26 protein-coding genes and 1 riboswitch are annotated in these 24,074 nt (G+C 30.6%); of the genes, 2 read left to right on the top strand and 24 right to left on the bottom strand.

Translation table 11 applies throughout. The annotated features are described in order from the left end of the window. Positions 1-204: 204 nt before the first annotated feature. From B2G86_RS02865 to cmk, 16 genes are all read right to left on the bottom strand, one after another. The gene (locus B2G86_RS02865) at positions 205-645 is read right to left on the bottom strand and encodes a DUF2487 family protein (RefSeq protein ID WP_078356634.1); all 441 of its coding nucleotides are present in this window, start codon (positions 643-645) and stop codon (positions 205-207) included. Next, entirely contained in the window at positions 645-1,178 is a 534-nt protein-coding gene (locus tag B2G86_RS02860) for a YpiB family protein (RefSeq protein ID WP_078356633.1), read from the bottom strand. Before B2G86_RS02860 ends, B2G86_RS02865 begins: the two co-directional genes overlap by 1 nt. 12 nt (positions 1,179-1,190) lie before the next feature. Then, positions 1,191-2,429, bottom strand: coding sequence for a tetratricopeptide repeat protein (locus tag B2G86_RS02855; RefSeq protein WP_078356632.1), 1,239 nt, complete (start codon positions 2,427-2,429; stop codon positions 1,191-1,193). A 16-nt stretch (positions 2,430-2,445) separates the two neighbouring features. After that, a complete protein-coding gene (aroB, locus tag B2G86_RS02850; protein ID WP_078356631.1) occupies positions 2,446-3,519 on the bottom strand; it encodes a 3-dehydroquinate synthase in 1,074 nt (357 codons plus the stop codon). Between the two features lie 8 nt (positions 3,520-3,527). Next, positions 3,528-4,694, bottom strand: a complete 1,167-nt coding sequence (aroC, locus tag B2G86_RS02845) for a chorismate synthase (RefSeq protein ID WP_078356630.1) — start codon at positions 4,692-4,694, stop codon at positions 3,528-3,530. Between the two features lie 120 nt (positions 4,695-4,814). After that, positions 4,815-5,267, bottom strand: coding sequence for a nucleoside-diphosphate kinase (gene ndk, locus B2G86_RS02840; protein WP_078356629.1), 453 nt, complete (start codon positions 5,265-5,267; stop codon positions 4,815-4,817). Positions 5,268-5,342: 75 nt separating this feature from the next. Continuing rightward, positions 5,343-6,305, bottom strand: a complete 963-nt coding sequence (locus B2G86_RS02835; protein WP_078356628.1) for a polyprenyl synthetase family protein — start codon at positions 6,303-6,305, stop codon at positions 5,343-5,345. A 12-nt stretch (positions 6,306-6,317) separates the two neighbouring features. Beyond that, entirely contained in the window at positions 6,318-7,022 is a 705-nt protein-coding gene (locus B2G86_RS02830) for a demethylmenaquinone methyltransferase (protein WP_078356627.1), read from the bottom strand. Positions 7,023-7,065: 43 nt separating this feature from the next. After that, positions 7,066-7,536, bottom strand: coding sequence for a hypothetical protein (locus tag B2G86_RS02825; RefSeq protein ID WP_078356626.1), 471 nt, complete (start codon positions 7,534-7,536; stop codon positions 7,066-7,068). Between the two features lie 131 nt (positions 7,537-7,667). Next, positions 7,668-7,940 (bottom strand): HU family DNA-binding protein, encoded by a 273-nt coding sequence (locus B2G86_RS02820; RefSeq protein WP_016912122.1) that lies wholly within the window; start codon positions 7,938-7,940, stop codon positions 7,668-7,670. Between the two features lie 127 nt (positions 7,941-8,067). Continuing rightward, positions 8,068-8,793 (bottom strand): hypothetical protein, encoded by a 726-nt coding sequence (locus B2G86_RS02815; RefSeq protein WP_078356625.1) that lies wholly within the window; start codon positions 8,791-8,793, stop codon positions 8,068-8,070. After that, on the bottom strand, positions 8,786-8,992 hold the full coding sequence (locus B2G86_RS02810) for a DUF2768 domain-containing protein (RefSeq protein WP_078356624.1): 207 nt from the start codon (positions 8,990-8,992) through the stop codon (positions 8,786-8,788). The genes B2G86_RS02815 and B2G86_RS02810 overlap by 8 nt, the downstream gene beginning before the upstream one ends. 17 nt (positions 8,993-9,009) lie before the next feature. Continuing rightward, complete coding sequence (locus tag B2G86_RS02805) at positions 9,010-10,014, bottom strand: NAD(P)H-dependent glycerol-3-phosphate dehydrogenase (protein WP_078356623.1); 1,005 nt, start codon at positions 10,012-10,014, stop codon at positions 9,010-9,012. Positions 10,015-10,032: 18 nt separating this feature from the next. Next, positions 10,033-11,343 carry a ribosome biogenesis GTPase Der gene (der, locus tag B2G86_RS02800; RefSeq protein ID WP_078356622.1) on the bottom strand — a complete coding sequence of 437 codons (1,311 nt, stop codon included), beginning with the start codon at positions 11,341-11,343 and terminating at the stop codon, positions 10,033-10,035. A 109-nt stretch (positions 11,344-11,452) separates the two neighbouring features. Further along, on the bottom strand, positions 11,453-12,610 hold the full coding sequence (rpsA, locus tag B2G86_RS02795) for a 30S ribosomal protein S1 (protein WP_078356621.1): 1,158 nt from the start codon (positions 12,608-12,610) through the stop codon (positions 11,453-11,455). A gap of 78 nt (positions 12,611-12,688) precedes the next feature. After that, positions 12,689-13,342: a (d)CMP kinase gene (gene cmk, locus B2G86_RS02790; protein ID WP_078356620.1), complete on the bottom strand. Its 654-nt coding sequence runs from the start codon at positions 13,340-13,342 to the stop codon at positions 12,689-12,691. A gap of 75 nt (positions 13,343-13,417) precedes the next feature. On the opposite strand from cmk, the gene B2G86_RS02785 reads away from it, so the two are divergent. After that, positions 13,418-14,386, top strand: a complete 969-nt coding sequence (locus B2G86_RS02785; protein ID WP_078356619.1) for an asparaginase — start codon at positions 13,418-13,420, stop codon at positions 14,384-14,386. A gap of 46 nt (positions 14,387-14,432) precedes the next feature. Here the strand turns inward: B2G86_RS02785 and B2G86_RS02780 are convergent, their stop codons facing one another. The 5 genes from B2G86_RS02780 to B2G86_RS02760 all read right to left on the bottom strand — a co-directional run bounded on the left by B2G86_RS02780 (position 14,433) and on the right by B2G86_RS02760 (position 20,258). Then, on the bottom strand, positions 14,433-15,419 hold the full coding sequence (locus B2G86_RS02780; RefSeq protein WP_078356618.1) for a YpdA family putative bacillithiol disulfide reductase: 987 nt from the start codon (positions 15,417-15,419) through the stop codon (positions 14,433-14,435). A gap of 162 nt (positions 15,420-15,581) precedes the next feature. Then, positions 15,582-16,223 (bottom strand): CBS domain-containing protein, encoded by a 642-nt coding sequence (locus tag B2G86_RS02775; RefSeq protein ID WP_078356617.1) that lies wholly within the window; start codon positions 16,221-16,223, stop codon positions 15,582-15,584. Between the two features lie 24 nt (positions 16,224-16,247). Further along, on the bottom strand, positions 16,248-17,855 hold the full coding sequence (locus B2G86_RS02770) for a LysM peptidoglycan-binding domain-containing protein (RefSeq protein WP_078356616.1): 1,608 nt from the start codon (positions 17,853-17,855) through the stop codon (positions 16,248-16,250). 92 nt (positions 17,856-17,947) lie between these two features. Beyond that, positions 17,948-19,321 (bottom strand): RecQ family ATP-dependent DNA helicase, encoded by a 1,374-nt coding sequence (locus B2G86_RS02765; RefSeq protein ID WP_078356615.1) that lies wholly within the window; start codon positions 19,319-19,321, stop codon positions 17,948-17,950. After that, positions 19,302-20,258 (bottom strand): helix-turn-helix domain-containing protein, encoded by a 957-nt coding sequence (locus tag B2G86_RS02760; RefSeq protein ID WP_078356614.1) that lies wholly within the window; start codon positions 20,256-20,258, stop codon positions 19,302-19,304. The genes B2G86_RS02765 and B2G86_RS02760 overlap by 20 nt, the downstream gene beginning before the upstream one ends. A 104-nt stretch (positions 20,259-20,362) precedes the next feature. On the opposite strand from B2G86_RS02760, the gene B2G86_RS02755 reads away from it, so the two are divergent. Further along, positions 20,363-20,611, top strand: a complete 249-nt coding sequence (locus B2G86_RS02755) for a ferredoxin (RefSeq protein ID WP_016913182.1) — start codon at positions 20,363-20,365, stop codon at positions 20,609-20,611. 163 nt (positions 20,612-20,774) lie between these two features. Here B2G86_RS02755 and B2G86_RS02750 read toward each other — a convergent pair whose 3' ends face one another. From B2G86_RS02750 to B2G86_RS02740, 3 genes are all read right to left on the bottom strand, one after another. After that, the gene (locus tag B2G86_RS02750) at positions 20,775-21,323 is read right to left on the bottom strand and encodes an ECF transporter S component (protein WP_078356613.1); all 549 of its coding nucleotides are present in this window, start codon (positions 21,321-21,323) and stop codon (positions 20,775-20,777) included. 77 nt (positions 21,324-21,400) lie between these two features. After that, positions 21,401-21,534, bottom strand: a riboswitch (FMN riboswitch). Positions 21,535-21,611: 77 nt separating this feature from the next. Continuing rightward, a complete protein-coding gene (locus tag B2G86_RS02745) occupies positions 21,612-23,351 on the bottom strand; it encodes an ATP-binding protein (protein ID WP_078356612.1) in 1,740 nt (579 codons plus the stop codon). Next, the gene (locus B2G86_RS02740) at positions 23,351-24,058 is read right to left on the bottom strand and encodes a response regulator transcription factor (RefSeq protein WP_078356611.1); all 708 of its coding nucleotides are present in this window, start codon (positions 24,056-24,058) and stop codon (positions 23,351-23,353) included. The genes B2G86_RS02745 and B2G86_RS02740 overlap by 1 nt, the downstream gene beginning before the upstream one ends. Positions 24,059-24,074 lie beyond the last annotated feature (16 nt).

Here is a 24,074-nt window from a genome sequence, read left to right as displayed (position 1 = left end):
ATTTATATTTTATTTATTAAGGTTTTAACTAAGAAAGTTCAAAAATATGAAAAGGCTTTAATTTTTATGGACATTTTTTGGCGATAAAAGTGATTTTTGAAGAGTACTTTTTGAAAAAATTATCTAAGACATACTCAAAATAAAAAGCATATCACTGCATAACTGAAAATATCAGTTGAGTGATATGCTTATTATTTACAAAAATTAAGAGTTTGATTTATTCCAAGTTTTTATGATGAATTTCATAAATTGTTTAACTTCATCTTCTATAAGTGTACGTTTCATTTCATCGTCTAGATCACTCATAGGGATTGTGTTAACCGTATAATATTCAATCTCAGAATTTATATTTATTTTTTCACTACTTAAAATGATTATATTGTTAAGTCCATATTCATTTAAGCTTTGCACAAATGAATTTACATGGTCGTATTGATTTCCACTTGTAAAAAATGTAGGAGTTAGTAGTAATCTACCTTTAAATTGTTTTTCTGCTAGCATTCCAACTAATTGTACTGTTTCATTTTTATCGCATGAAGTTAATAATTGATGATTCATATCGATATTTGAAACTGGAATAATTGCTGTATCTATATATTCTAAGTTGTTTTTTAATTCTTTTAAGTCAATGTGATTAAATAACATTACTGATGTTCCTCCAACTCATTAATGAATTGCAATATTTTAGACATCTCTAAAAATGTGTCTTGATCATTATTATCTAATGATTTATCAATCTCATTTCTGATTAGTTGTCCCCAATGATGAAGTGAATTATTGTTATTGTTAAATGAACGTATATCTTTATCTTCTCCATAATAGTCAACTAACATTTGTAATAGCAGCAATCTATTTAAGCGATCGTCATTTTTATTTAAATATAGTAAGACATTAAGTTCTGTATTATCCAATCTTATATCATGAAAGATTTGTCGACCATTTTCTATACAAAATTGGTCTTTACAATACAATAATGGTAATTGTTTAGATTGGGAAGTACTAATAGATAGAATTCGATTATTAGATAATTCACTAACAAAAGTTATATTTGATAAATATTTTGGACTACTTTTAAGTAAATTTAATATCCATACACTTTCAGCAATTTTAAAATCATATTGATACAATATATATTCAATGAACCGCTGTTTTTCATAGTTAAGCCATGTATGATTCATATTTAACCCTACTTATAATAGTCTTTCGTATTCTTGGTCCCAATAAGGATTCTCAGGATCGAGTTTGCGAACAGACTCTAATATATTTTTAGCAGTTTCTACATTTCCAATTTCTATTAAATAATGGTAATAGTCATTTAAGAAGTCAATGTTTTGTGTTAAATCTGGATAAGCTAATTCGTAAAAATGCTGTGCTTCTTTATCTCTTTCTTCTTCTCCGAATGCATACCCAACATGCCAAGCTACTATTGGATCGATGTCTTCATGGTCAACATAAGTTAGCAAGTTAATTAAGCCAGTTGTGTTATCTTTTTCACGATAATAATCAGCAAGAATAATTGCAGCTTCTGTATAAGATGGATCAACTGTTAAAGCATCTTGTAAAAGAATTGCACCATGTTCGTCATTTGTTGTTAACATTAGTCTAGCTGTATCAGTCATTAATTCTTTATAATATGCATTTAATCTAAGACCTTCTTTACCTATTTCAATTGCTTTTTCATAATCTTTTTCAGATTCGTAAATTTGAAGTAAGTAATGGTAAGCTTGCATAAAGTCGGGATCTTTTTGTAGAAGCTTCTCAAGTTGTTTAATTGCTTCTCTTGTTAAGTCATTTTTTTGATAACTTATTGCTTGTTTGAAATAATCTTCAGCAGTCATATCCATTTCAGAAACATTTTCATAATATTTAATCGCTTCTTCATATGCACCACTTTGTAAACTCGCATCAGCCATACGTGAATAAATAGATATACCATTTATAATATCTTCACCTGTTTGCGTAATCGTTTCATAATTAGACATTGCTTTTAAATATTGACCGTCATAATAATACATTTCAGCTAAAGCAAAAGTAATAACGATGTCATCTGGTTCAATTTCTTTTGCTTCAATAAGTTTTTCAATTCCAACTTCGAATAATCCTTGTTGTTGATATAAATCAGCTTCTAGCATTAATTTTTCTGTTGAATGGGGGCTATTATATAGAACTTCATGTGCTTTATCTAAGTCATTTTGGTCGATAAGACCTTCTATATAATAAACGAGTAGTTCATTTTCATCTGGATAAAGTAAATAAAGTTCTTCAAATATTTTTACACCTTGATCGACTATTCCATATTTATATAATGTTTCTCCTAACATAAATAAAGCATCATGATCGTCAGATTGTAAAACTCTATTTACTTTCTCATCTAATTGTTCGATATTTTTCATATGAATATCGTCAATTACTTTATATACATCTTCCATATTTAAAGGACTCCTTCTATTCATTTATTAGAGATTTAAGTTCTATAAATGCATCTAATACTTCATCTTTAGAAACGGATTCAATTGTAAACGAAGCTTCGCCTTCTTGTAAAACCATTTGAATCGTTTGTCCAATATTCTTTTTGTCTTTTTTCATATAGTCAAAAATCAGCTCAATATTAGCATTATTTATGATGCTAAGTGGATATCCAAGTTCTTTTAAATAATTAATAAATATATGAATAGATTCTTGGTTATCAAAGAGATTTCTATTTTTATTTATGATTTTTTGGAATAAAATACCTATCATAACAGCTTCACCATGAGCAATTTTAGTTAAATATTCTAAACCATGTCCAAAAGTGTGTCCTAAATTTAAATGTTTACGTACGCCACCTTCGAACTCATCTTCAATGACAATTTTTAATTTTGTTTCTATACCCATTTTTAAAAAGGTATCTATATTCTCAAGACGTGACAGTTCTTTAATAGATGGATATTGATCCATTAAATGCCATGTATCAGTTTCACTGTTTAAAATAGCATGTTTATATACTTCTCCAAAACCACTTCTAATTTCTGTATGTGGTAATGTATTTAAGAAGTTTAAGTCATATATCACAGCGCGAGGTCTGTGAAATGCGCCAATTAAATTCTTACCGACTGAAGCATTTATTCCAACTTTGCCACCAATTGCAGAATCATGTGCAAGTAATGTGGTAGGAACTTGTATAAAATCAATTCCACGTAATAAAGTAGCTGCTAGAAAACCAACAAAGTCTCCTGTGGCTCCTCCACCAATAGCAATCAATTGTGACTGTCTATTAATATTTAAAGACAATATTTTTTCGCTAATCGATTCGAAGTACGACATTTGTTTGCAAGCTTCACCACTCATAATAGTTATAAATTTAATTTCCTGATTTTCAAGGTTTGCTTTAATATAATCTTTATGGAATCTATAAACATCTTGATCAATTAGAACGATATTTTGTTCGTTTTCTTTTAAAAAATGATTTATCTCTGCAAGTGCATTTTGCTTTAATATAATCGGATAGTTGTTGTCATTGTAAGTAGTTTCAAAAATCATTTCATCACCTAGAAATTTAAATTCCAATTACGATGATTTTTAACTGCATCTTGTAATTGGTCAATATGATTTGATTGATATTCTTCCGTAATTGCCTTAGCAACTTCAAATGCAATGACATGTTCACAAACTACGCTTGCTGCAGGGACTGCACAACTATCTGATCTTTCAATTGTTGCTTTAAAGCTATCTTTGGTATCTATATCAACAGAATTTAATGGTTTATATAGTGTAGGTATTGGTTTCATTACGCCGTTTATAACAATTGGCATACCATTCGACATACCACCTTCTAGTCCGCCAAGGTGATTTGATAAACGGTGGTATCCTTTTTCATTATCGTATGCAATTTCATCTTGAATTTCACTACCTGGTTTCTCAGCAGCTTTAAACCCTTCACCAAAACTTACGCCTTTGAAGGCATTAATACTAACCACAGCTTGAGCTAAACGCCCATCAAGTTTGCGATCATAATGTACATAACTTCCGATACCAGCAGGAATATTTTCAACAACTACTTCGACTATACCACCGATTGAGTCTCCATCTTTTTTCGCTTTGTCAATTCGGTTTCTCATTTTTTCAGCTACTTCATCATTAATACAACGTACATCGTTATGGTCAATGTTTTCTTTAACCTCTTCAAGCGTATATTCAAAATCGTCTTTTACGCCACCTATTTCAATAACTCTAGAATAAATATCTATATCTAAGGCTTTTAGTAAGATTTTTGAAACTGCACCAACAGCAACTCTTGCAGCAGTTTCACGCGCAGATGAACGTTCAAGTACATTTCTTAAATCTCTATGATTATATTTCATACCACCTACGAGATCTGCGTGACCAGGTCTAGGTTTAGTGATAACTCTTTTCATATTATCTAACTCTTCTTCAGTTAATGCGTCAGCACCCATGATTTTTCTCCAGTGTTTAAAGTCATCATTCTTCACGATGAGCGTAATAGGGCTACCTAAAGTATAACCATGTCTCACACCAGAAACTATTTCTACTGCATCTTTTTCAATTTGCATACGACGACCGCGACCATAACCTCCTTGACGTTTGAACATTTCTTCATTAATTTCATTTACGTCAATTTTTAAGTTAGCTGGAACACCTTCTATAATTACAGTTAGTTGCGGTCCATGTGATTCACCAGATGTTAAATAACGCATATAATCTCTCCCTACTGTTAATTAAATATAAAATTAATCATATCATATTTAACGCGTTAAATTAACAAAAAAGAAAGGAATCGTTTAACAAAAATTTGTTAAACGATTCCTTTCTCGTAATTATTTTTCATATACCCAATTTTCATTGTTTAATTTATAATTATTAAGTTCTGATTTATCAAACCATAAACCTATTTCACGTTCTGCTGACTCATTTGAATCAGAACCATGAATAATATTTCTTCCTAAATCAATACCATAATCCCCTCTTATAGTACCTGGAGCTGCTTTAGCAGGGTTTGTTTCACCAACAATTGTTCTTGTAACTTCAACTACATTATTACCTTCAACTACCATTGCAAATACTGGGCCAGATGTAATAAAGCTCACTAGTTTATTGAAAAAAGGTTTTTCAACATGTTCAGCATAATGTTCTTTAGCTAAATCTTCATTAGCTTGATATAATTTTGCTGCAACTAATTTTAATCCTTTTTGTTCTAGTCGTGAAACTACTTGACCAATTAAATTTCTTTGTACTGCATCAGGTTTAATCATTAAAAAAGTTCTTTCCATTGCGTAATCCCTACCTTTGTTTTATGTAAATCCAAGATAAGTTTATCATTGACTACAAGGAGTTGCAAGCGCTTTCTAATGGTTTCTATCTCTTATTTTTACAATTATTTCTAAAAGCATCTTTTTCCCTGATTCATTATTTAATGTATTGATTAAATTTTCTGCTTTCAGTAAATAATTATTGCTGACTTCTTTTGCCTTTTGCAATTCATTAGATGCTATAATTTCTTCTACTAATGAATCAAAGGTTTCTGCTGGACTCTCAACATGTAATTGATTAATACGCTCTTTAAATTCAGAAGAATTTCTCATTCTTAATAATACTGGTAAAGTAAGGTGTCCATTTCTTAAATCTGAACCAACTGGCTTACCTAACTTTTTCTCAGTGCTTGTAAAGTCCAATATATCATCAACAATTTGATAACTCATACCGATATAATAACCAATTTTAGTTAATTTTTTTACAGTTACATCATCTGCTCTAGCAGCATATGCACCTAATTCAGTAGACAATGAAATAAGCAATGCTGTTTTGCGCTTTATCCTTCTCAAGTAATTCGTTATAGATTGGTTTGAAACAAATTGATCTTCAAATTGAAATAATTCACCTCTACAAACTTCAATAATTCCTTGTGCTAATTGTTCGTGAAGTTTCGGATATTCAATCGTACTTACAGCATTTAATGATTGTGATAATAAGTAATTACCAGTTATAACTGCAGTTTGTACATCCCACTTCTTTGCAATTGTAGGCTTACCTCTTCGTTTGTCACTTTTATCAATTACATCATCGTGAACTAAACTCGCCATATGTATAAGCTCAAGTGTTGTAGCTACTGTGATTACATCTTTTGAATATTGCTCACCAAATTGACTTGCGATTAAAGTAAACAGCGGACGTATACGTTTACCACCAGAAGTTAATAAATATTGGCAAGCTTCATTTATAGTTGTTTGCTCACTATCTATATAATTATTCAATTGTCTTTCTATTTCTTTTACTTCTTTATTTATATGAATTTTTGTTTTGTCATACATGTAATCACCTTGTTATTTAGGTTTATAAGCTAAATGCATCGCTGAAACGCCACCAGTAAAGCTCTTAATTTTAATTCTTTCATATCCTACATCCGCAAACATTTCTGCTAATTCTTTTTTGCCAGGGAAATTTTCGGCAGACTCTTGTAACCAATTGTATTCTTGTAAAGACTTTGCAAATAGCTTCCCAAATAATGGCATGATATTCTTGAAATAGAATCTATACAATTGTTTAAATACTGGCATTGTTGGTTGACTCGTTTCTAAACATACAACCATACCTCCAGGCTTTACCACTCTTTTAAGTTCGTTTAATACATGTTTGTAATCTGGAACATTTCTTAATCCAAATCCAATTGTTACATAATCAAATTCATTATCTTCAAATGGTAAATTCATAGCATCACCATGAATCAAATGTATATTAGCCATATTATCCGTTTTTTTCTTACCTACTTCTAACATGTTCTCACTAAAGTCTAGCCCTACAACTTCTCCGTATGGGCCTACAGCATGGCTAAGTTGTATAGTCCAGTCAGCTGTTCCACAACATACATCTAAAGCTTTAGATCCAGGTTTAACATTCATTTGTTTCATCGTGTATTTACGCCATCTTTTATGCTGTTCAAAACTTATAATATTATTTAATGTATCATACTTTCCTGAAATGTTTTGGAAAACATCATGTACATGTTCTGATTTAGATTTATTATCCATTTAGTATTCATTCCTTTAAGTTTAAAAATATAGTCATTTTTATTTAGTAGTAATATGCATAAATGTCATCTTTTAATTGTTCTTTATCCATATTGATTTCATAATAATCTATTAGAGTTGTAATGAAAATAGATTCAATTTCTTTTATTTTCGTTGAATCAAGTGTCATATTTTCATTTGCTAAAGTTTGTTTTAATTCATTTTGTTTGCTGATTGCTTTAGTCATTGTATCTAAAAATATTAAATCCTTATTTAATGTAGCACATTTATAGAAATATGCACTAACAAGATCTCCTATTAAGATATCTTGATTAGATACATTTGCTTCACCGATTCGGTTTAAAAAGCGCATTGAGGCATCAATAGATATTGTAGCTAATTTCGCATGTATATCAATGTTAATATCATTTAATACATCTGCAATAATAGGATTAACTGCAGGTATATTTTTATTTTTAACGCCTTTTAATAAATTAGAAATTTCATAATTATAAATATTTTCAATTTTATCCATCTTATCACCTCAACATTATCACCTATATATCTTAACACTAAGTTTAAGTAATTGAAAATGCATATATTTATTTCATTTAAAGAAATAAGACAAATAAAAAAAGCCCTTTAAAAGGGCTTTGACACAATCAATTATTTAACTGCATCTTTTAATGCTTTACCTGCTTTAAATGCTGGAACTTTACTTGCAGGGATATCAATTTCTTTACCAGTTTGTGGGTTACGTCCTTTACGAGCAGCTCTTTCGCGTACTTCAAAGTTACCGAAACCAATTAATTGTACTTTTTCACCGTCAGATAAAGATTTTTGAATTGATTCGAACACTGCGTCTACAGCAAGACCAGCTTCTTTTTTAGTTAAATTAGCTTTTTCACTTACTGAGTTAATTAATTCTGTTTTGTTCATTTCAATTTCACCTCCCAAAAGGTTATCTAATGATATGTATAAATACCATTATGTTAAGACTTTAACACATCAACCAGTGCCACTGCAACGATTTACAAGCCATAAATGTATATTTTCTATAATTTTATTAATATTTTTTCATATTTGATTTAAAAACAGGCTCATTTTTGTTATTTATTGTAAATTCTGGTGAATATGCCGGTAGTATAGGCGTATCTTTATATAGTAAGTATCGAATGTCTGTACCTGGTTTAGGTAGTGATTTTTCTTTTTTTATAGCTTTTGCTAAATCTAAACGGTAATCAATTACAAAATCATTCCCTCCGTTCATATAAACAGGTAATCTTTCATTGCTATATGGACTAGGAACTGTAGGTGCTTTTTTAAAGCCATACTTTTTGTAATCAATTTCGTAGACGTTTGGTGCAACTTTCTTGCCAAGTTGTAACGGTTCACCACTCGCATCAATTCTAATTCTAAGATCTTTCAATACTTCAGATGTTCTTAAATCAATTAAGTGTACTTTTGGATCTTTATCGACATCCATAATGACATATTGATATATACCACCATTTTCAAATGAATTACCAGGTAATTGTGATAAGAACTTTGGCTTCAATTTATTAAAATCTACTGGGTGTTTTAAATAAATTGAGTAGCTGTCATCTCTTTCTTTAAGCGGTAATAATCCATTGCTTGCTTTCTGATATTCATCAACTGCCGTTTGAACCATATTTAATTGATCATTAGCTGGAACTTGATTTTCTTCTTTTTCTTTATCGGGAAATGCACATGCAGTTAAAAATAATGAACAACATAGTATAAGTATCGTAATTTTTTTATAGTTATGCATGGCTAGATCCACCTAATACAACAATCATAAATATACCAGCAAATATAAGAGAAACAACTGCTAGAAACATAGTAATTCCACTAATTATTTTGTTTTTAAATTTAAATCTTGATAAATATACGAGTATAATTGATAAAATCATAAAACCTATCGAATAAAAAGACACCCACATTAAATCCATTCTTGATATATCAAACATTTCATTACCCCACTTGCTTAAATATTCTCTGACTTTTTGTCACGTTCCATAAGATCTTTAACACCTTCTGAAACAGGATAATCTTCAAATAATACTCTATAAAGACCAGATGTAATAGGCATTTCTACATCATATTCTTTAGCTAAATTGTAAGCAGCTTCAGTTGTTCTTACACCTTCAACTACCATATTCATTTCTTCTAAAGCTTCGTCTAATGTTGCACCTTTGCCTAACATGTTACCGCATTTCCAGTTTCTTGAATGTACGGATGTACACGTTACTATTAAGTCACCAATGCCTCCAAGTCCAAGGAATGTCATCGGATCTGCACCCATTTTAACACCTAGACGCGTGATTTCTGCTAAACCTCTAGTAATAAGTGCTGCTTTAGCATTATCCCCATATCCAATTCCATCAGTAATACCTGCAGCAAGAGCGATGATATTTTTCAAAGCGCCACCAATTTCTATTCCGATCAAATCATTATTCGTATAAACACGGAAATAATCCGTCATAAATAAATCTTGTGCAAGTCTTGCTACTTCTTCATTTTCTGAGGATACTGACACTGTCGTAGGATGCTTAATTGCAACTTCTTCAGCATGACTAGGACCTGATAATACAGCAATTCCACCATTTAATTTAGAATCAATTGATTCATCAAGCATTTCAGAGATTCTTTTAAAAGTTACAGGTTCAATACCTTTAGACACGTGTATAAATACTTTCTTGCCATCAGCAATTTGATTTATATTTTCTGCAACTTCACGAATTGCTTTAGTAGGAACAGCAATAATAAATATTGAAGAATGATGAACAGCATCTTTTAAACTTGTAGAAGCTTTAATGTTTTCATTGATTGTAATTTCTTTTAAATATTTTGAATTAGTATGTTCTTTATTAATTTCATTGATTGTATTTTCAGTTTTCCCCCACATTAGTACATCATGTTGATTGTCAGCTAATACGTTAGCTAATGCAGTTCCCCAACTTCCTGTACCAAACACAGTAATATTTGACATATTTATCAATCCTTTAATTTAGTTTCTTTTTCTAGATATTAAATGAACTGGCGTTCCTTCATAACCGAATGCATCTCTTATGCGGTTTTCTAAGAAACGTTTATAAGAAAAGTGCATTAATTCAACATCATTAACGAATATTACAAATGTTGGAGGTTGGATTGCAACTTGTGTTGCATAAAAAATATTTAATCTTCTTCCATTATCTGTAGGTGTTGGATTCATTGCAACAGCATCTGTAATAACTTCATTTAAAGTAGAACTTTGTACACGCTTACGATGGTTTTCATCTGCCATTGTTATTAATGGGAATAATGTTCTTAATCGTGATTTCTCTAAAGCAGAAACAAATGCAATTGGAGCATAATCTAAGAATTGGAAGTTATCTCTAACTTTTTCTTCGAATTTTTTCATCGTTTTAGAGTCTTTTTCTACAGTATCCCATTTATTTACTACTATAACTATTGCTTTACCAGCTTCATGTGCATAGCCAGCAACTTTTTTATCTTGTTCAATAATACCTTCTTCTGCATCAATTACGACAAGAACAACGTTTGATCTTTCAATAGCTTTAAGTGCTCTTAATACAGAATATTTTTCTGTACTTTCATACACTTTACCTTTTTTTCTCATTCCTGCAGTATCAATTAATACGTACTCTTGTTCATCATAAGTATATAAAGTATCAATTGCATCTCTTGTAGTACCTGCTATTGGTGATACAATAACGCGTTCTTCACCTAAAATAGCATTTATCAAACTAGACTTACCAACATTTGGTCGTCCAATAAGTGATAATCTAATTGTTTCATCATCATAATCAGGTTCGTCATCTTCAGGAAAATGTCTAGCTGCTTCATCTAGTAAATCTCCTAATCCTAAACCATGTGAACCTGAAATTGGGAATGGTTCCCCGAAACCTAATGAATAAAAGTCATAAATTTCACTTCTCATCTCAGGGTTATCAATTTTATTAACTGCTAATACAACAGGTTTATTTGATTTGTATAATATTTTAGCTACCATTTCATCAGCTTGAGTTACACCTTCACGACCATTTGCCATGAAGATAATTACATCCGCTTCATCTATAGCTACTTCTGCTTGTGCTCTAATTTGTTTTTGGAATGGCTCATCGCCTAAGTCAATGCCACCAGTATCAATTAAATTAAAGTCATGTGTTAACCACTCACCACTTGAATATATTCTGTCTCTCGTAATACCTGGTGTATCTTCAACAATTGATACTCTTTCTCCAACAATTCTATTAAAAATTGTAGATTTCCCTACATTTGGTTTACCTACAATTGCTATAATGGGTTTCGTCATAAACCTACTTCCTCTCATTCATAATCCTTTTTATTTTAACATATCATCACAGTTTAGCCTATGGAATTAAAAAAAGCCATTCAAAGTTTATTCGAATGGCTTTTTAGGATTATAATTTAAAATCTTTTAATTTATCTCCGAAGACATCACCCAATGTTGGATTATCATCATCAGAATTTGTTTGATTTAAATAAGACTCATCATAATCTGTTTCTTGTTCAATTGTATCTTTAATTGATAAAGAGATTCTTTCTTCATCCTTATCTATTGATAAAATTTTAACTTGTACATCTTGTCCTTTTTCTAAAACTTCATCAGGTTTACCTATATGTTCGTGACTGATTTGTGAAATGTGTACCAAACCTTGTAAACCTGCACCTATTTCCACAAATGCGCCAAATTGTGCTAATCGAACTACTTTACCTGGTACTATATCTCCAACTGAGAAATTATTATCTATTTGTTCAAACGGACTTGGTAAAGTATCTTTGATTGATAAAGAAATTCTTTCAGCGTCTCTATCAATAGCACGAACTTTAACCTTAACTGTATCTCCAACAGTAACTACTTCTTCTGGTGATTTAACATGATCGTGTGATAATTCGGAAACATGTACTAATCCATCTATTCCACCTAAATCAATAAAAGCCCCAAAGTTAGCTATTCTTGCTACTTTACCTTCTAATACATCACCTTGAGATAAATTGTTTAAGAAATCTTCTTTTTGTGAGCTTAAAGACTCTTGTTCAATTTTTTTATGACTTAAAATAACTCTGTTGTTAGTTTGATCTAATTCTTCAATTTTAAGTGTTAATACTTTACCTAAATAATTTGAAAAATCTTCAATGTAGTTAACTGATATTAATGAAGCGGGTATGAAACCGCGAATACCTGCATCTACAACTAAACCGCCTTTTACAACTTCTGTTACTTCAGCTTCGATTGTTCCATCTTCATCAAGGATTTTTTGTAGTTTCTCGTATGATAAGTTCTCGTCTAATTTACGTTTTGATAATATATAATGACCACTATCTTCGGTTTGTTCAATCTTAGTTACAAACGCTTCGATTTCATCACCAATATTGACGACTTCGTTGGCTGTTTCGATGTGTTGAGTTGACAGTTGGCTTATTGGAATGATGCCATCAAACTTACCACCCTCTATGTGTACAACTACTTGTTTATCTTCTATTTGTTGTACAGTACCTTTTACTTTGTCACCTTCTTGCACTTCATTTATCATGGATTCGTTGAATTCTTCCGTCATCAAAATTGCCTCCTTTAAATAAATATCATAATAATAACTTCTTATAAAGAAGCTAAATTGTCAAGAAATTCGAACTATTTAGTTCATTTTACTTTTTGCTAATTCTGAAATTTTATTTGTCACTTCTTCTATAGTTAATCCGGTTGTATCAATACTTATAGCATCTTCAGCTTTAACTAAAGGTGAGATTTCACGATTCATATCATATTGATCACGACGTTCGATATCTAATTTTAAAGATTCTAAATCTGATTCAATCCCTCTTAATTCATTGTCTTTCAAACGTCTTAAAGCACGTTCTTCAACAGATGCAATCATATATATTTTAAGCTCTGCATCTGGTAATACCGTAGTTCCTACATCTCTACCATCCATTACAACATTCTTTTCATTTGCTAACTTTTGTTGTTCATTAACTAAAAATGTTCTGACTGGTTCTTTAGAAGCAACGTAAGAAACTTTTTGCGTTACATCATTTTGTCTTATTCTTTCTGAGACATCTTCACCATTTAAAATAACTCTCTGACCATTATCTAAAACTATTTTCAAATCAATCTCTTTAACAAGTCGGTCAAAATCTTCAGTTTCTTGTTCAATGTAATATAGTGTTATTGCTCTGTACATAGCACCAGTATCTACATAAATCATATTAAATTTTTGCGCTACTAATTTAGCGATTGTACTTTTACCAGCAGCAGCTGGACCATCTATTGCAATATTTATTTTCTTCATTTGTATTAACCTCTCTTGTTCTTTAATCCTATATATTTTATCATAAACTATAATCATATGAATAGGAGGAAAGAAATGAAGAGAATATTAGTTATACATACAGGTGGAACAATAAGTATGTCAGAAGACAAAGATACAGGTAAAGTAGAAACAAATTCAGAACATCCAATGCACAGACATCAAGAGTTTATACAATCTTTAGGTGATATTACAGAAATCAACCCATTTCAAGTACCTTCTCCACATATGAACAATCAATATATTATTAAATTGAAAAATATCATATGCGAATCTATCAAGAATGATGAATATGATGCTTTTGTTATTACTCATGGTACTGATACGTTAGAAGAAACTGCATATTTATTAGATTTAACAATAGATACTCAGTTACCTATAATTTTAACAGGTGCTATGAGATCTTCCAATGAAATAGGTTCTGACGGTTTATATAATTATGTTTCAGGATTGAAAGTAGCATCAACTGATGATGCTAAAAATAAAGGCGTAATGGTAGTATTTAATGACGAAATCCATACAGCTAAAAACGTTACAAAGACACACACATCAAATACGAGTACTTTCCAAAGTCCAAACTATGGACCAATAGGAAGTGTCACAAAAACGCATGTAATATTTCATCACCAGCCATTTCTTAATAAGAAATATACAGAAATTAATCCTGATATGAAAATAGGTATTGTAAAAGCACATATGGATATATCTAGTGACCTATTCAATTTCTTCGTCGACTATAAATATGACGGATTAGTTATAGAAGCACTTGGGCAAGGTAATATGCCTCCTACAGCATTAGAAGGTATAAAAAGCTTAATAGAAGCGGAAATACCTGTAGTGATGGTTTCTCGATCATTTAACGGAATTGTTGGTGGTATATACGCATATGAAGGTGGCGGATATCAACTACAGCAAATGGGCATTATTTTGTCGAATGGGTTAAATGGCCAAAAAGCAAGATTGAAACTTTTAGTAGGACTAAGTAATAATTTAACAAAAGAAGAACTCGTTCAATATTTCTCATAAAAAAACACCCTGTTATAAGGTTTAATACCAATAACAGGGTGTTTTTTTATGATTCTAGTGGTGTTTGTTTTTTTCTATCTATGTCTTGTGCGATTGTACCACCATGATACTTCCCATTTTCTATGAAAATAGTATTAGCATCATTTCCAGCTGCAATAACTCCAGCTATATATAAATTCTCAACATTGGATTCCATCGTATCTTTATTAAATGATGGAGCTGTTCCAAATTCGTTTGTAATGGTTTCAACGCCACATGATTCTAGAAACTTATAATCTGGATGATAACCGATCATCGCAAATACAAAATCATTTTTAATAGTGTGAGATTTTCCCTCTTTAGAGAAAGTTAATGTTTCTTCATCGATGCGTTCTACTTCACTGTTAAAATGCATTGTAATTTTTTCGTGGTTTGCAAGCGATTCGAAGTTAGGCAATATCCATGGTTTAATACTCTTAGAATATTCTGAACCACGATATAGAACTGTTACTTTTGCTCCAGCTTTCTCTAATTCAATTGCAGCATCTACTGCAGAATTTTTTCCACCAATTATAACGACATCTTGATTAAAATAAGGGTGAGCTTCTTTAAAGTAGTGCATAACTTTACTTAACTCTTGCCCTTCTACTTCTAATGAATTAGGTTGCCCATAATATCCAGTTGCAATTGTTAAAAATCTAACTTTGTATGTTTGTTTAGTTGTAGAGACTAAAAATCTATTATCAACTTTTTTAACTGCTAACACTTCTTCAAATGTTCTAACATCAAGCTGATGATGTTTAACGACTTCTCTATAATAAACAAGTGCTTGATTTCTTTTAGGTTTTAAGTCTTCTACGATAAAGGGTACATCCCCGATTCCAAGTTTATCACTTGAAGAAAAGAAGGTTTGATGAGTTGGGTAATTATAAATTGCATCTACTACATTACCTTTTTCAATTACAACTGTATTAATACCTCTTCTTTTTTGTTCGATTGCCGCACTTAATCCACATGGACCTCCACCGATTATTAAACTTTCATATTCTTGCATGTACCTTCACTCCTTATAATATCCTCAATCATTATATCAATAAAGAGAGATTATTAAAATAAATTGTTTCTAAATTAAACAAAGAACACAGGTAAACAAACAATTTATAAAGAATTAAATAAAAAAACAGCCAACAAAATTACTCATTGTTGGCTGCTGATATTAATTGTCTTCAGTTACATCTAGAACTTTAAATCCATTTTTAGATAAGTACTTGATAAACTTATTAATATTATTTGATTTTTCAACTTTAATAATCATTCTACGGTACATCTTATCCGTTTCATCAAATGTTACAAATGAAATCGTATTTAATTTGTATTTAGCTATAATACTTGATAATCGCTTAATTCTACCTTCAGCTTCAACTGATGTAATAGCAATTCTAACCCCTTTTTGTTTCATACCGAAAGCTGACTTAAATTGTTCCATAACATCATATCTTGTAACTACCCCAAGAAAATCTTTTTCATCATTAACTACTGCAAGAATCGGAAAATCTTGCAAATTAAGTAGTGACTCTTCAACTACAAGATTTTCATTTAATGAGTGTAAATCTAATGTTAAGATTTCTTCGATTAATGTATCCGCTATAAAGTTATCTCTAGATACATTTTCTTTTTTGAAGAAATAATGTCTAAAAATACTATATCTTGTGATCATTCCTATATACTTTCCATCAGCTACAACTGGTAAGCCATCAATCCCGTGATGTTCCAACTTATCGAGAGCTGAGTGAATCGTATCTTTTGGATGAGCAATGTAACATTTTTCTTTCGGTATCATTATATTCGTTAAATACATAAATCCATCCCCTTTTGTATATGTCTATGGTATTACTAAGTTCTGACCTTGTGATATTTCATTGCCAGAAATACCATTTGCTTGTCTAATTTTCTCTACATTTTCAGGTGAACCACTTCCATAATATTGAATAGCTATACGGTATAAGTTTTCTTTTCCTGTTACTGTATGAGCTTCTTGCGATTGACTTTGATTATTTTGCGTGTTTTGATTTGCTTGATTATTTGCTGCATCTTGTGCGGCATTTTGTACATCTTCATTTTCAGCACTTTCGTTGTATTGATTCATACTATTGTCGCTGTTTTGACTTTGGTCTTGATTAGCTTGGTTATTTTGTTCATCAGAATTGTTTTCATTTGTGTTGCTTTCATTTGTGTTGTTTGATGAATTGTTTGCAGAATCACTAGAAGCATTTGAGTTACTATCTTTATCTGAATCACTTGATTTTTTATCATTGTTTTCAGATTTTTTCTCATCTTCTTTTTTAGCTCGGTCTTTTTCGGTTTGTTCATCTGCTTTTTTCTTAGTATCACTGTTTGTTTGTTCAGTTTTTTCAGCAAGCTCTTTACCATTATCTTTATTTGCACCATTTAAATACATGCCAAGGAATAGAGCTAGGGCACCTAAAATAAGAATAGCCGCAATAATAGGTATTAAAGCTTTTTTAAATTTATTAGAATTACCATCGTCTCCATTATGACCACTTTGACCGTTGTTACCACCATTAGGAGGCGTTCCTCCACCAGAAGCTCCAGCTCCAGCTACTCCTGCACCGGCAGCTGCGGCAGCACCTTTTTTCTTACCAGCCTTATCATTTTCAGCGTGTTTATTACTATCTTGTTTATTTTGATTTTTGTTGTCTTTATTTTTTGCTGAGGCTGCTACTCCTGCTCCAACTGCACCTGTTCCAGCAGCTGCGGCAGCACCTTTTTTCTTACTAGACTTATCATTTTCAGCATGTTTATTATCATCTTGCTTTTCTTGATTTTGATTGTCTTTATTTTTTGCTGAACCTGCTACTCCTGCTCCAACTGCACCTGTTCCAGCAGCTGCGGCAGCACCTTTTTTCTTACTAGACTTATCATTTTCAGCATGTTTATTATCATCTTGCTTTTCTTGATTTTGATTGTCTTTATTTTTTGCTGAGGCTGCTACTCCAGCTCCAACTGCTCCTGCACCGGCAGCAGCGGCAGCACCTTTTTTGCTATTTTTATCATTTTCTGGTTTCTGTTGTTGTTCAGGTTTGTCAGTTAAAGATTTTTTCGGACGTTTCTTACTAACATTATTATTTGAAACGCCTGAATCTGCACCAGTTGCTCCAACTGCAGCTTTATTAGATGTTGTAGGTTCTTCTTTAGTTTCTTGTTCTTTCGGAGTATCTGAAGTTGAACTCTGTTTATTTGCTTCTTCTTTTCTTCGTTGTCTTCTTAATGCACCTCTTGGAGGATAATGCTGTTCTTTTTTACTTTGTTGCTTATTATCTTGTTTTGAATCTTCTACTTCTTTCCGATTAGATTGACTATTATTGTTCGTCTCTTCGTTGTTTATTTCTTCTTTCTTTACCTTGCCTTCAGGTCGTTCTATCGGTTGACGACTCTTTTCAAATTCGTCTTTAAAATTATCTTTAGACAATAAACTCACCTCATCATTAACTTATTGATTTCAATTATATTGAATTACACTTTATTATATCCCTGTTCAACTTATCAAGTAAAGCAATCCTATTAAAATATTGCATTTAATCTAATTTGATATGTTGTTTTTCTCTTTACTTCTTTAATATTAGGCAATTTTATTAAATTTGCATTGTTACAATTATCGCAGCAGTTCTCATTTTGCATGACTTTCTCGTTAAAATATTGCATTAAATAAAGCCTTCTACAACTATCAATTTGAGCATAATTTTTCATGTAATTAAATGCATAACTTTTTTGATCTTGCTCAGCTTGTATTTTAGCTTTTAATTTATTGATAGGATATAGCTCAAGAAGGAACTTTATATTCATCGTAACCTCCTCATTTAACTGATACCCTTGTTCATATAAATTAAGCATATCTATATCAATTCCATGATCATTAGCTAAATGGTTAAGTATAAGTAAATCACGTGGTGTAAATAAACTGATTGCTTGTGACTGTTCTCCATCTCGACCTGCTCTACCAACTTCTTGAACAAATTTAGATGGTGAAGTTGGTAAATGATAATGAATAACTGTTCTAACATCTTGTTTGTTTATGCCCATTCCAAAAGCACTCGTTGCGACGATTATCTTAATGTCATTGTTAATAAATTGTGTTTGAACTGTAGTTCTCTCTTGATAATCTAAATCGCCATGATAAATACCCGTTAAATATCCTTCTTTATAAATCATATCAGCTAGTTCATGACACTTTTTTTTGGAAGATACATAAATTATTGTTGGTCCCGTTTCTTTAATTTCATTTAATAAAAATTTATCTTTTTCTTCTTCACTTTCAAAATTAAAATGATGATACATAATATTTGAACGATTTAAACCTTCTTTATGTATTTCAAATTGTCTTTTTGTTATTTCTTGAATGTCAATTATCATTTTTTTGGTTAAAGTAGCAGTTAAAGCAATAACTTGAGAATGAAGAAAGTGTTGCGTCACTTTTGAAATCAATGCATAGTGTGGTCGGAAATCAAATCCCCACTCACTCAGACAATGTGCTTCATCCAATACAATATATTTAAAATTTATTGATTTAAAATGTTTGAAGTTATGCTCTTCATAAATAAATTCTGGACTACAAAATATAAATTGATAATTCTCTAAATGTTTAAATATGTCTTGTTTCTCATCCATCGATAAAGCAGAATGTATTGCGACTGCATTCTTTTCTCCATTTAATTTCATTTGAACAACTTGATCATCCATTAATGAAATTAAAGGTGATATTATCAGTACTCTACCTCCCGTGATATATGCTGGTAGTTGGTAACACAAACTTTTTCCAGCACCTGTTGAAAGGATACTTAGTACATCGTGACCATCTAATATATTTTGAACTGTTTCTTGTTGGCCACTTCTAAATGTTTCATATCCAAAATATTTTTTAAGTTCTTCTTGTAGCATTTAATCCCTCCATTGCAAAGCAAACATACATTAATTTAATTTCAAAATAAGTAAATTCGCCTAAAGTTTCATAATAATATTTCAAATTTTGATTTGGTTTATCTTCAAAGACTTTTACAAATTTTGAATATTTAATGTCATCTATGTACTTGTTCATATCAGTTAAATAGCCTTTAATATACATTTCTATTATATGATCGTGAATTGTATGAGTTTTAACATTTTTCATAATAGCTAATTGTTCGATATCGTATGTTTGATTTAACAATTGATATGTAGACAAAGTTTGCTGATGTAATTTAGGTTGAAATTTAATTTGTGATAAAATTGGATATCTTTCTTGATTTTGTATAGTAATTTGTATCAACTGATATTCTTCGACTAAGCGTTCTTTTAATTCGATTATGGATATTTCTTCAATCTGTGATATTTGTTCTGTAGTATAAGGTGTTTCACGATACCCAGCTAATAAATAATGAACATAAATTCCACTAAAATAATGATCTATATCTTCAAATAATTGATTAACTTCTTTTATAAATTCTTCTTCTTGATGATTGTTAATAGATATGTATAATTCTTTTGCTTTGAATTGAATTGTTTTATCATTAATAATAGGTTGGTAAGAGAAATGCTCATGTTTTCTCTGGCTAATCATTTGTATTAACAATAATATAGTGCCTACTGCTTGAATAGCTTGTTGATAGAAAAAATTACCTACAATAGGATTTTGATTTTTTATTGGTTCTTGCTCAACTATCATTTCGAAATCATTGTATTTTAAATTTGGTAGACATCCATAATATAATTTTAAATGCTCGATACTAGCATCAAAATAGGTCTGATGTGTTTTCTTTGCAATTAAAATATTATAAATACTTTTATGCGTTTTATTTTCATGTTTCATAGAAAGGGCTTTCAAAATTAATTCTTTCAAATAAATCACCTCAATTAATATAAAAATGTTGAAAAATATAAGTGTTATCACTAAAATAAGTATGTATAATAAGTGTAGCATGTTTTTTAAAGGAGGCGAAAATTTTGGCTAAATACACAATAGTAGATATGGATACATGTATCGCATGTGGTGCATGTGGAGCAGCTGCCCCCGATATATATGATTATGACGACGAGGGAATCGCCTACGTAATATTAGACGACAATAAGGGAATCGAAGCTGTTCCTGAAGAGTTACTCGAAGATATGGAAGATGCTTTCGAAGGTTGTCCTACAGATTCAATTAAAATAGCAGATGAATCGTTTGACGGAGACGCACTTAAATTCGAATAATATAGATTAAATTAAGATTTTAGAATATAACAATCTTTACACATAAGGGAGTAGAAATTCATTGAACAAATGGTTTCTACTCTTTTTTTATTTAATAACATTATAAAAAAACACCCAATCCATTGCAATCAATTTTGGATTGGGTGTTCTATTGGATTTTCATTTACTTTATAATCGTTTTAAGTTTATCAAATACCAGTATATATATAATAGAAATCACAATACCTTTTATTAAGTTAAATGGGATGATCCCTGCTGAGACAATTAATTTTAGATTATGTGTTAAGTCTGCTAAATTCATAATTTGACCATATAAAGGTAATAAAACAAAATAGTTCATTAAACTCATAAATAGCGTCATTAAAATTGTTCCTGTTAATAAGCCATAGCCCATAAACAATTTATTTTTTTTAATACGGTAAAAATAGTATGTTGGTATAATTAAACAGATTGAAGCTAGAAAGTTTGCCGTGTTACCTATAGGTTCATGAGATACAATTAAAAAGTTCAATACGTTCTTGAATAATGCAACCAAAATACCCGATACAGGACCAAAAGCAAATGTTGCAACAAGTACTGGTACATCACTAAAGTCCATAGTTAAATATGGCGGTAAAAATGGCAATGGAAATTTTATAAACATTAAAATAAAGCTAATTGCAATAAGCATACTTACAGTGAGTAAGCGCTTTGTTTTGTTATCGTTAGACATATAAACTCCTCCTATTCATCTCGTAAGAATAGGAGGAAAGCAATAGCTAAATAAACCTAGTATTAACTAGATTTTTCCTCCATCTTCTCCCATCCAGACTTTAACTGTCGGCCTTAGATTTTCACTAAGTCAGCCAATACATAAATATTTACGTATCAGGTCGCGGGCTATAACCGCCGGTATGGAATTACACCAAACCCCGAAGATGAATTTTATTAAATTTTATTTTTATGATTCATATATTAGCACATTACTAAACAATTTTCATCAAAATTACTCACAATCATTTTATTTCGGTAAAGTAATTGTAAATTGAGTTCCTTTACCTTCTTCACTTTTAACATTAATTGTGCCATCATGAGCATCAATAATCTTTTGTACAATAAATAAACCAAGTCCTGTACCATGTTTACCTCTCGTACGAGATGCATCCACTTTATAAAATCGATCAAATATTTGCTCTAAGTGTTCTTTTGCAATACCTACTCCAGTATCGTTAACAATAATAACAAAGTCTTCTTCTTGTGTATCATCAAAAATCACTTCAATAGAATCGTTCTGATGAGTATACCTCATAGCATTATCTATTAAATTTGTTAAAATTTGTTCGATTCTATCGCTATCACCATACCAATTTGTAGCATCACCAAGATGTTCAAATGATAAATTTAGTCCATTTTCTTTTGCTTGTGGTAAAAATTTAGTGTCAATTTTATTAATAAGTGTTGAAATATTAAATGCTTCTAAATTGACTTTAATCCCTTCAGCATCCATTTTAGCAACTTCTAAAAGTTCATTAATTAATCTGCTCAATCTTTTAGATTCATCTAAAATGATATAAAGAAAATCATCTATATCTTTTTGTTCTGTCACGATACCATCAACTATTGCTTCTGTATAACCTTGTAGCATAGAAATAGGTGTTCTTAACTCATGAGAAACACTCGCTATAAAGTCTTTTTTCATTTGATCCATATGGTGTTCATCAGTCATATCACGAATAATAACAACAATTCCTGATGAACCATCATTTTGAATGCTATCAATATATGTTGATATAACCACATAATATTTATGACCTAATTCGTATTCAAAGAATTGAGTGTTTTTATCTTTAAATGTTTCATTTCTTTGAGTAGATATATCAACATGTGCATATTCTCTAATTTCCTGTAAAAATGTATCTGCTTTCGAATTTGAGATAATTATTTCATTTTTATCGTTTATCCCGAGCACGCCATCTATCATAGAATTAATCAATTTTTCTTGGATATTGTTTTTTGACTTAACGTCATCAATGTTTGTTCTTATATCTTTACTCATTTTATTAAATGCTAATCCAAGTTCACCTATTTCATCACGAGTATAGATAGGAACTTTCTCTGTATAATGTCCTTTTGCAACTTTAAATGCTGCATGTTTAAGTTGTATAAGTGGCTTAGTAATTCTATTAGATAAGAAAAAGGCAAATACTGTACTGACTATTAACAATATAATTGCAGAGACTAATATACTAAGTGTTACTACGTTTTGAGCTTCTTTTATGGAATTAATATCTTGAAATAAAAATATACCTGCCTCATCTTCTTGGAAAGCTTGAGATGGATAACCTAATAAGATGTATTGATGTTTTTCACCTTTATATGATAGTTTAATTTCTTTTAAAACGTGTTCATCATTGTTAAAAACTTTATCAAAAGATTGATTTGTTCTTATTTCATCAATCATGACATCTTTTAGTGGATCTTCTGATTGTTTAGTTAAATCTTGTTTGTTTTTAATTATAATCAGTCCAGCAGGATCTTCTACTAATTCTTTAGCATAATCAATTACAGATTCCTTCTCATGTGAGTTAAGAAGTAAACGTTCAATTTTACTGGCATTATTGTATAAGTTTTCACCGGTTGTTGAAGTATTATATGATTGTAAGAAAGTTATAAGAAAGGCGCTTAATAAAAGTAAAACTGTCGTTACTATTAAAATAATAGATAACCACAGTTTTACAACAACACTATTTAACCGATTCATTATTCAGGAACCTCAAATTTATAGCCAACGCCCCAAACAGTATGAATCATTTGAGCTGCTTCTTCTGAAACGCGATTTAACTTTTCTCGTAACCTTTTTACATGAGTATCAACAGTTCTTAAATCTCCGTAGAACTCATAATGCCATACTTCTTTTAAAAGTTGTTCTCTATCAAATACTTTATCTGGTGATTTTGCTAAGTACAATAATAATTCATATTCTTTAGGCGTTAAATTTACTTCTTTGTGATCAGCTAGCACACGATGTGCGTCATTATCAATCACTAGATTTTCAAATACAATTAAATCTTTAGCAGTACTTGTCTGATTAACAACAGAATGATTAGTTGTACGTCTTAACAGAGCTTTAACACGTAATACAACTTCTCTTGGAGAAAATGGCTTTACAATATAGTCATCTGCTCCAATTTCAAAACCTTCTACTCTATTATTTTCTTCTCCTTTTGCAGTAAGCATAATAATAGGTGTTGATTTTGTTTCTCTAACTCTTTTACATACTTCAATCCCATCTATTTCGGGTAACATTAAGTCTAATAATATACAGTCATAATGTTCGTTTAAAGCTTTATCTAACGCAATTTGTCCATTTTCAGCTTCATCTGTTTCATAACCTTCTCTTTCAAGATACATTTTTACTAACTTGCGAATTCTATCTTCATCATCTACAACTAAAATACGATCTGTCATACTTGCTTAACTCCCT

It is taken from the genome of Mammaliicoccus fleurettii (assembly GCF_002018435.1).
GTDB classification, from domain to species: Bacteria; Bacillota; Bacilli; order Staphylococcales; family Staphylococcaceae; genus Mammaliicoccus; species Mammaliicoccus fleurettii.
This window is presented reverse-complemented; position numbering and strand designations above follow the sequence as displayed.

Bases quoted from the DNA above. Each gene is read 5' to 3' on its own strand.
- B2G86_RS02865 (WP_078356634.1), bottom strand. From the start codon at position 645: ATGTTATTTAATCACATTGACTTAAAAGAATTAAAAAACAACTTAGAA.
- B2G86_RS02860 (WP_078356633.1), bottom strand. From the start codon at position 1,178: ATGAATCATACATGGCTTAACTATGAAAAACAGCGGTTCATTGAATAT.
- B2G86_RS02855 (WP_078356632.1), bottom strand. From the start codon at position 2,429: ATGGAAGATGTATATAAAGTAATTGACGATATTCATATGAAAAATATC.
- aroB (WP_078356631.1), bottom strand. From the start codon at position 3,519: ATGATTTTTGAAACTACTTACAATGACAACAACTATCCGATTATATTA.
- aroC (WP_078356630.1), bottom strand. From the start codon at position 4,694: ATGCGTTATTTAACATCTGGTGAATCACATGGACCGCAACTAACTGTA.
- ndk (WP_078356629.1), bottom strand. From the start codon at position 5,267: ATGGAAAGAACTTTTTTAATGATTAAACCTGATGCAGTACAAAGAAAT.
- B2G86_RS02835 (WP_078356628.1), bottom strand. From the start codon at position 6,305: ATGTATGACAAAACAAAAATTCATATAAATAAAGAAGTAAAAGAAATA.
- B2G86_RS02830 (WP_078356627.1), bottom strand. From the start codon at position 7,022: ATGGATAATAAATCTAAATCAGAACATGTACATGATGTTTTCCAAAAC.
- B2G86_RS02825 (WP_078356626.1), bottom strand. From the start codon at position 7,536: ATGGATAAAATTGAAAATATTTATAATTATGAAATTTCTAATTTATTA.
- B2G86_RS02820 (WP_016912122.1), bottom strand. From the start codon at position 7,940: ATGAACAAAACAGAATTAATTAACTCAGTAAGTGAAAAAGCTAATTTA.
- B2G86_RS02815 (WP_078356625.1), bottom strand. From the start codon at position 8,793: ATGCATAACTATAAAAAAATTACGATACTTATACTATGTTGTTCATTA.
- B2G86_RS02810 (WP_078356624.1), bottom strand. From the start codon at position 8,992: ATGTTTGATATATCAAGAATGGATTTAATGTGGGTGTCTTTTTATTCG.
- B2G86_RS02805 (WP_078356623.1), bottom strand. From the start codon at position 10,014: ATGTCAAATATTACTGTGTTTGGTACAGGAAGTTGGGGAACTGCATTA.
- der (WP_078356622.1), bottom strand. From the start codon at position 11,343: ATGACGAAACCCATTATAGCAATTGTAGGTAAACCAAATGTAGGGAAA.
- rpsA (WP_078356621.1), bottom strand. From the start codon at position 12,610: ATGACGGAAGAATTCAACGAATCCATGATAAATGAAGTGCAAGAAGGT.
- cmk (WP_078356620.1), bottom strand. From the start codon at position 13,342: ATGAAGAAAATAAATATTGCAATAGATGGTCCAGCTGCTGCTGGTAAA.
- B2G86_RS02785 (WP_078356619.1), top strand. From the start codon at position 13,418: ATGAAGAGAATATTAGTTATACATACAGGTGGAACAATAAGTATGTCA.
- B2G86_RS02780 (WP_078356618.1), bottom strand. From the start codon at position 15,419: ATGCAAGAATATGAAAGTTTAATAATCGGTGGAGGTCCATGTGGATTA.
- B2G86_RS02775 (WP_078356617.1), bottom strand. From the start codon at position 16,223: ATGTATTTAACGAATATAATGATACCGAAAGAAAAATGTTACATTGCT.
- B2G86_RS02765 (WP_078356615.1), bottom strand. From the start codon at position 19,321: ATGCTACAAGAAGAACTTAAAAAATATTTTGGATATGAAACATTTAGA.
- B2G86_RS02750 (WP_078356613.1), bottom strand. From the start codon at position 21,323: ATGTCTAACGATAACAAAACAAAGCGCTTACTCACTGTAAGTATGCTT.
- B2G86_RS02745 (WP_078356612.1), bottom strand. From the start codon at position 23,351: ATGAATCGGTTAAATAGTGTTGTTGTAAAACTGTGGTTATCTATTATT.
- B2G86_RS02740 (WP_078356611.1), bottom strand. From the start codon at position 24,058: ATGACAGATCGTATTTTAGTTGTAGATGATGAAGATAGAATTCGCAAG.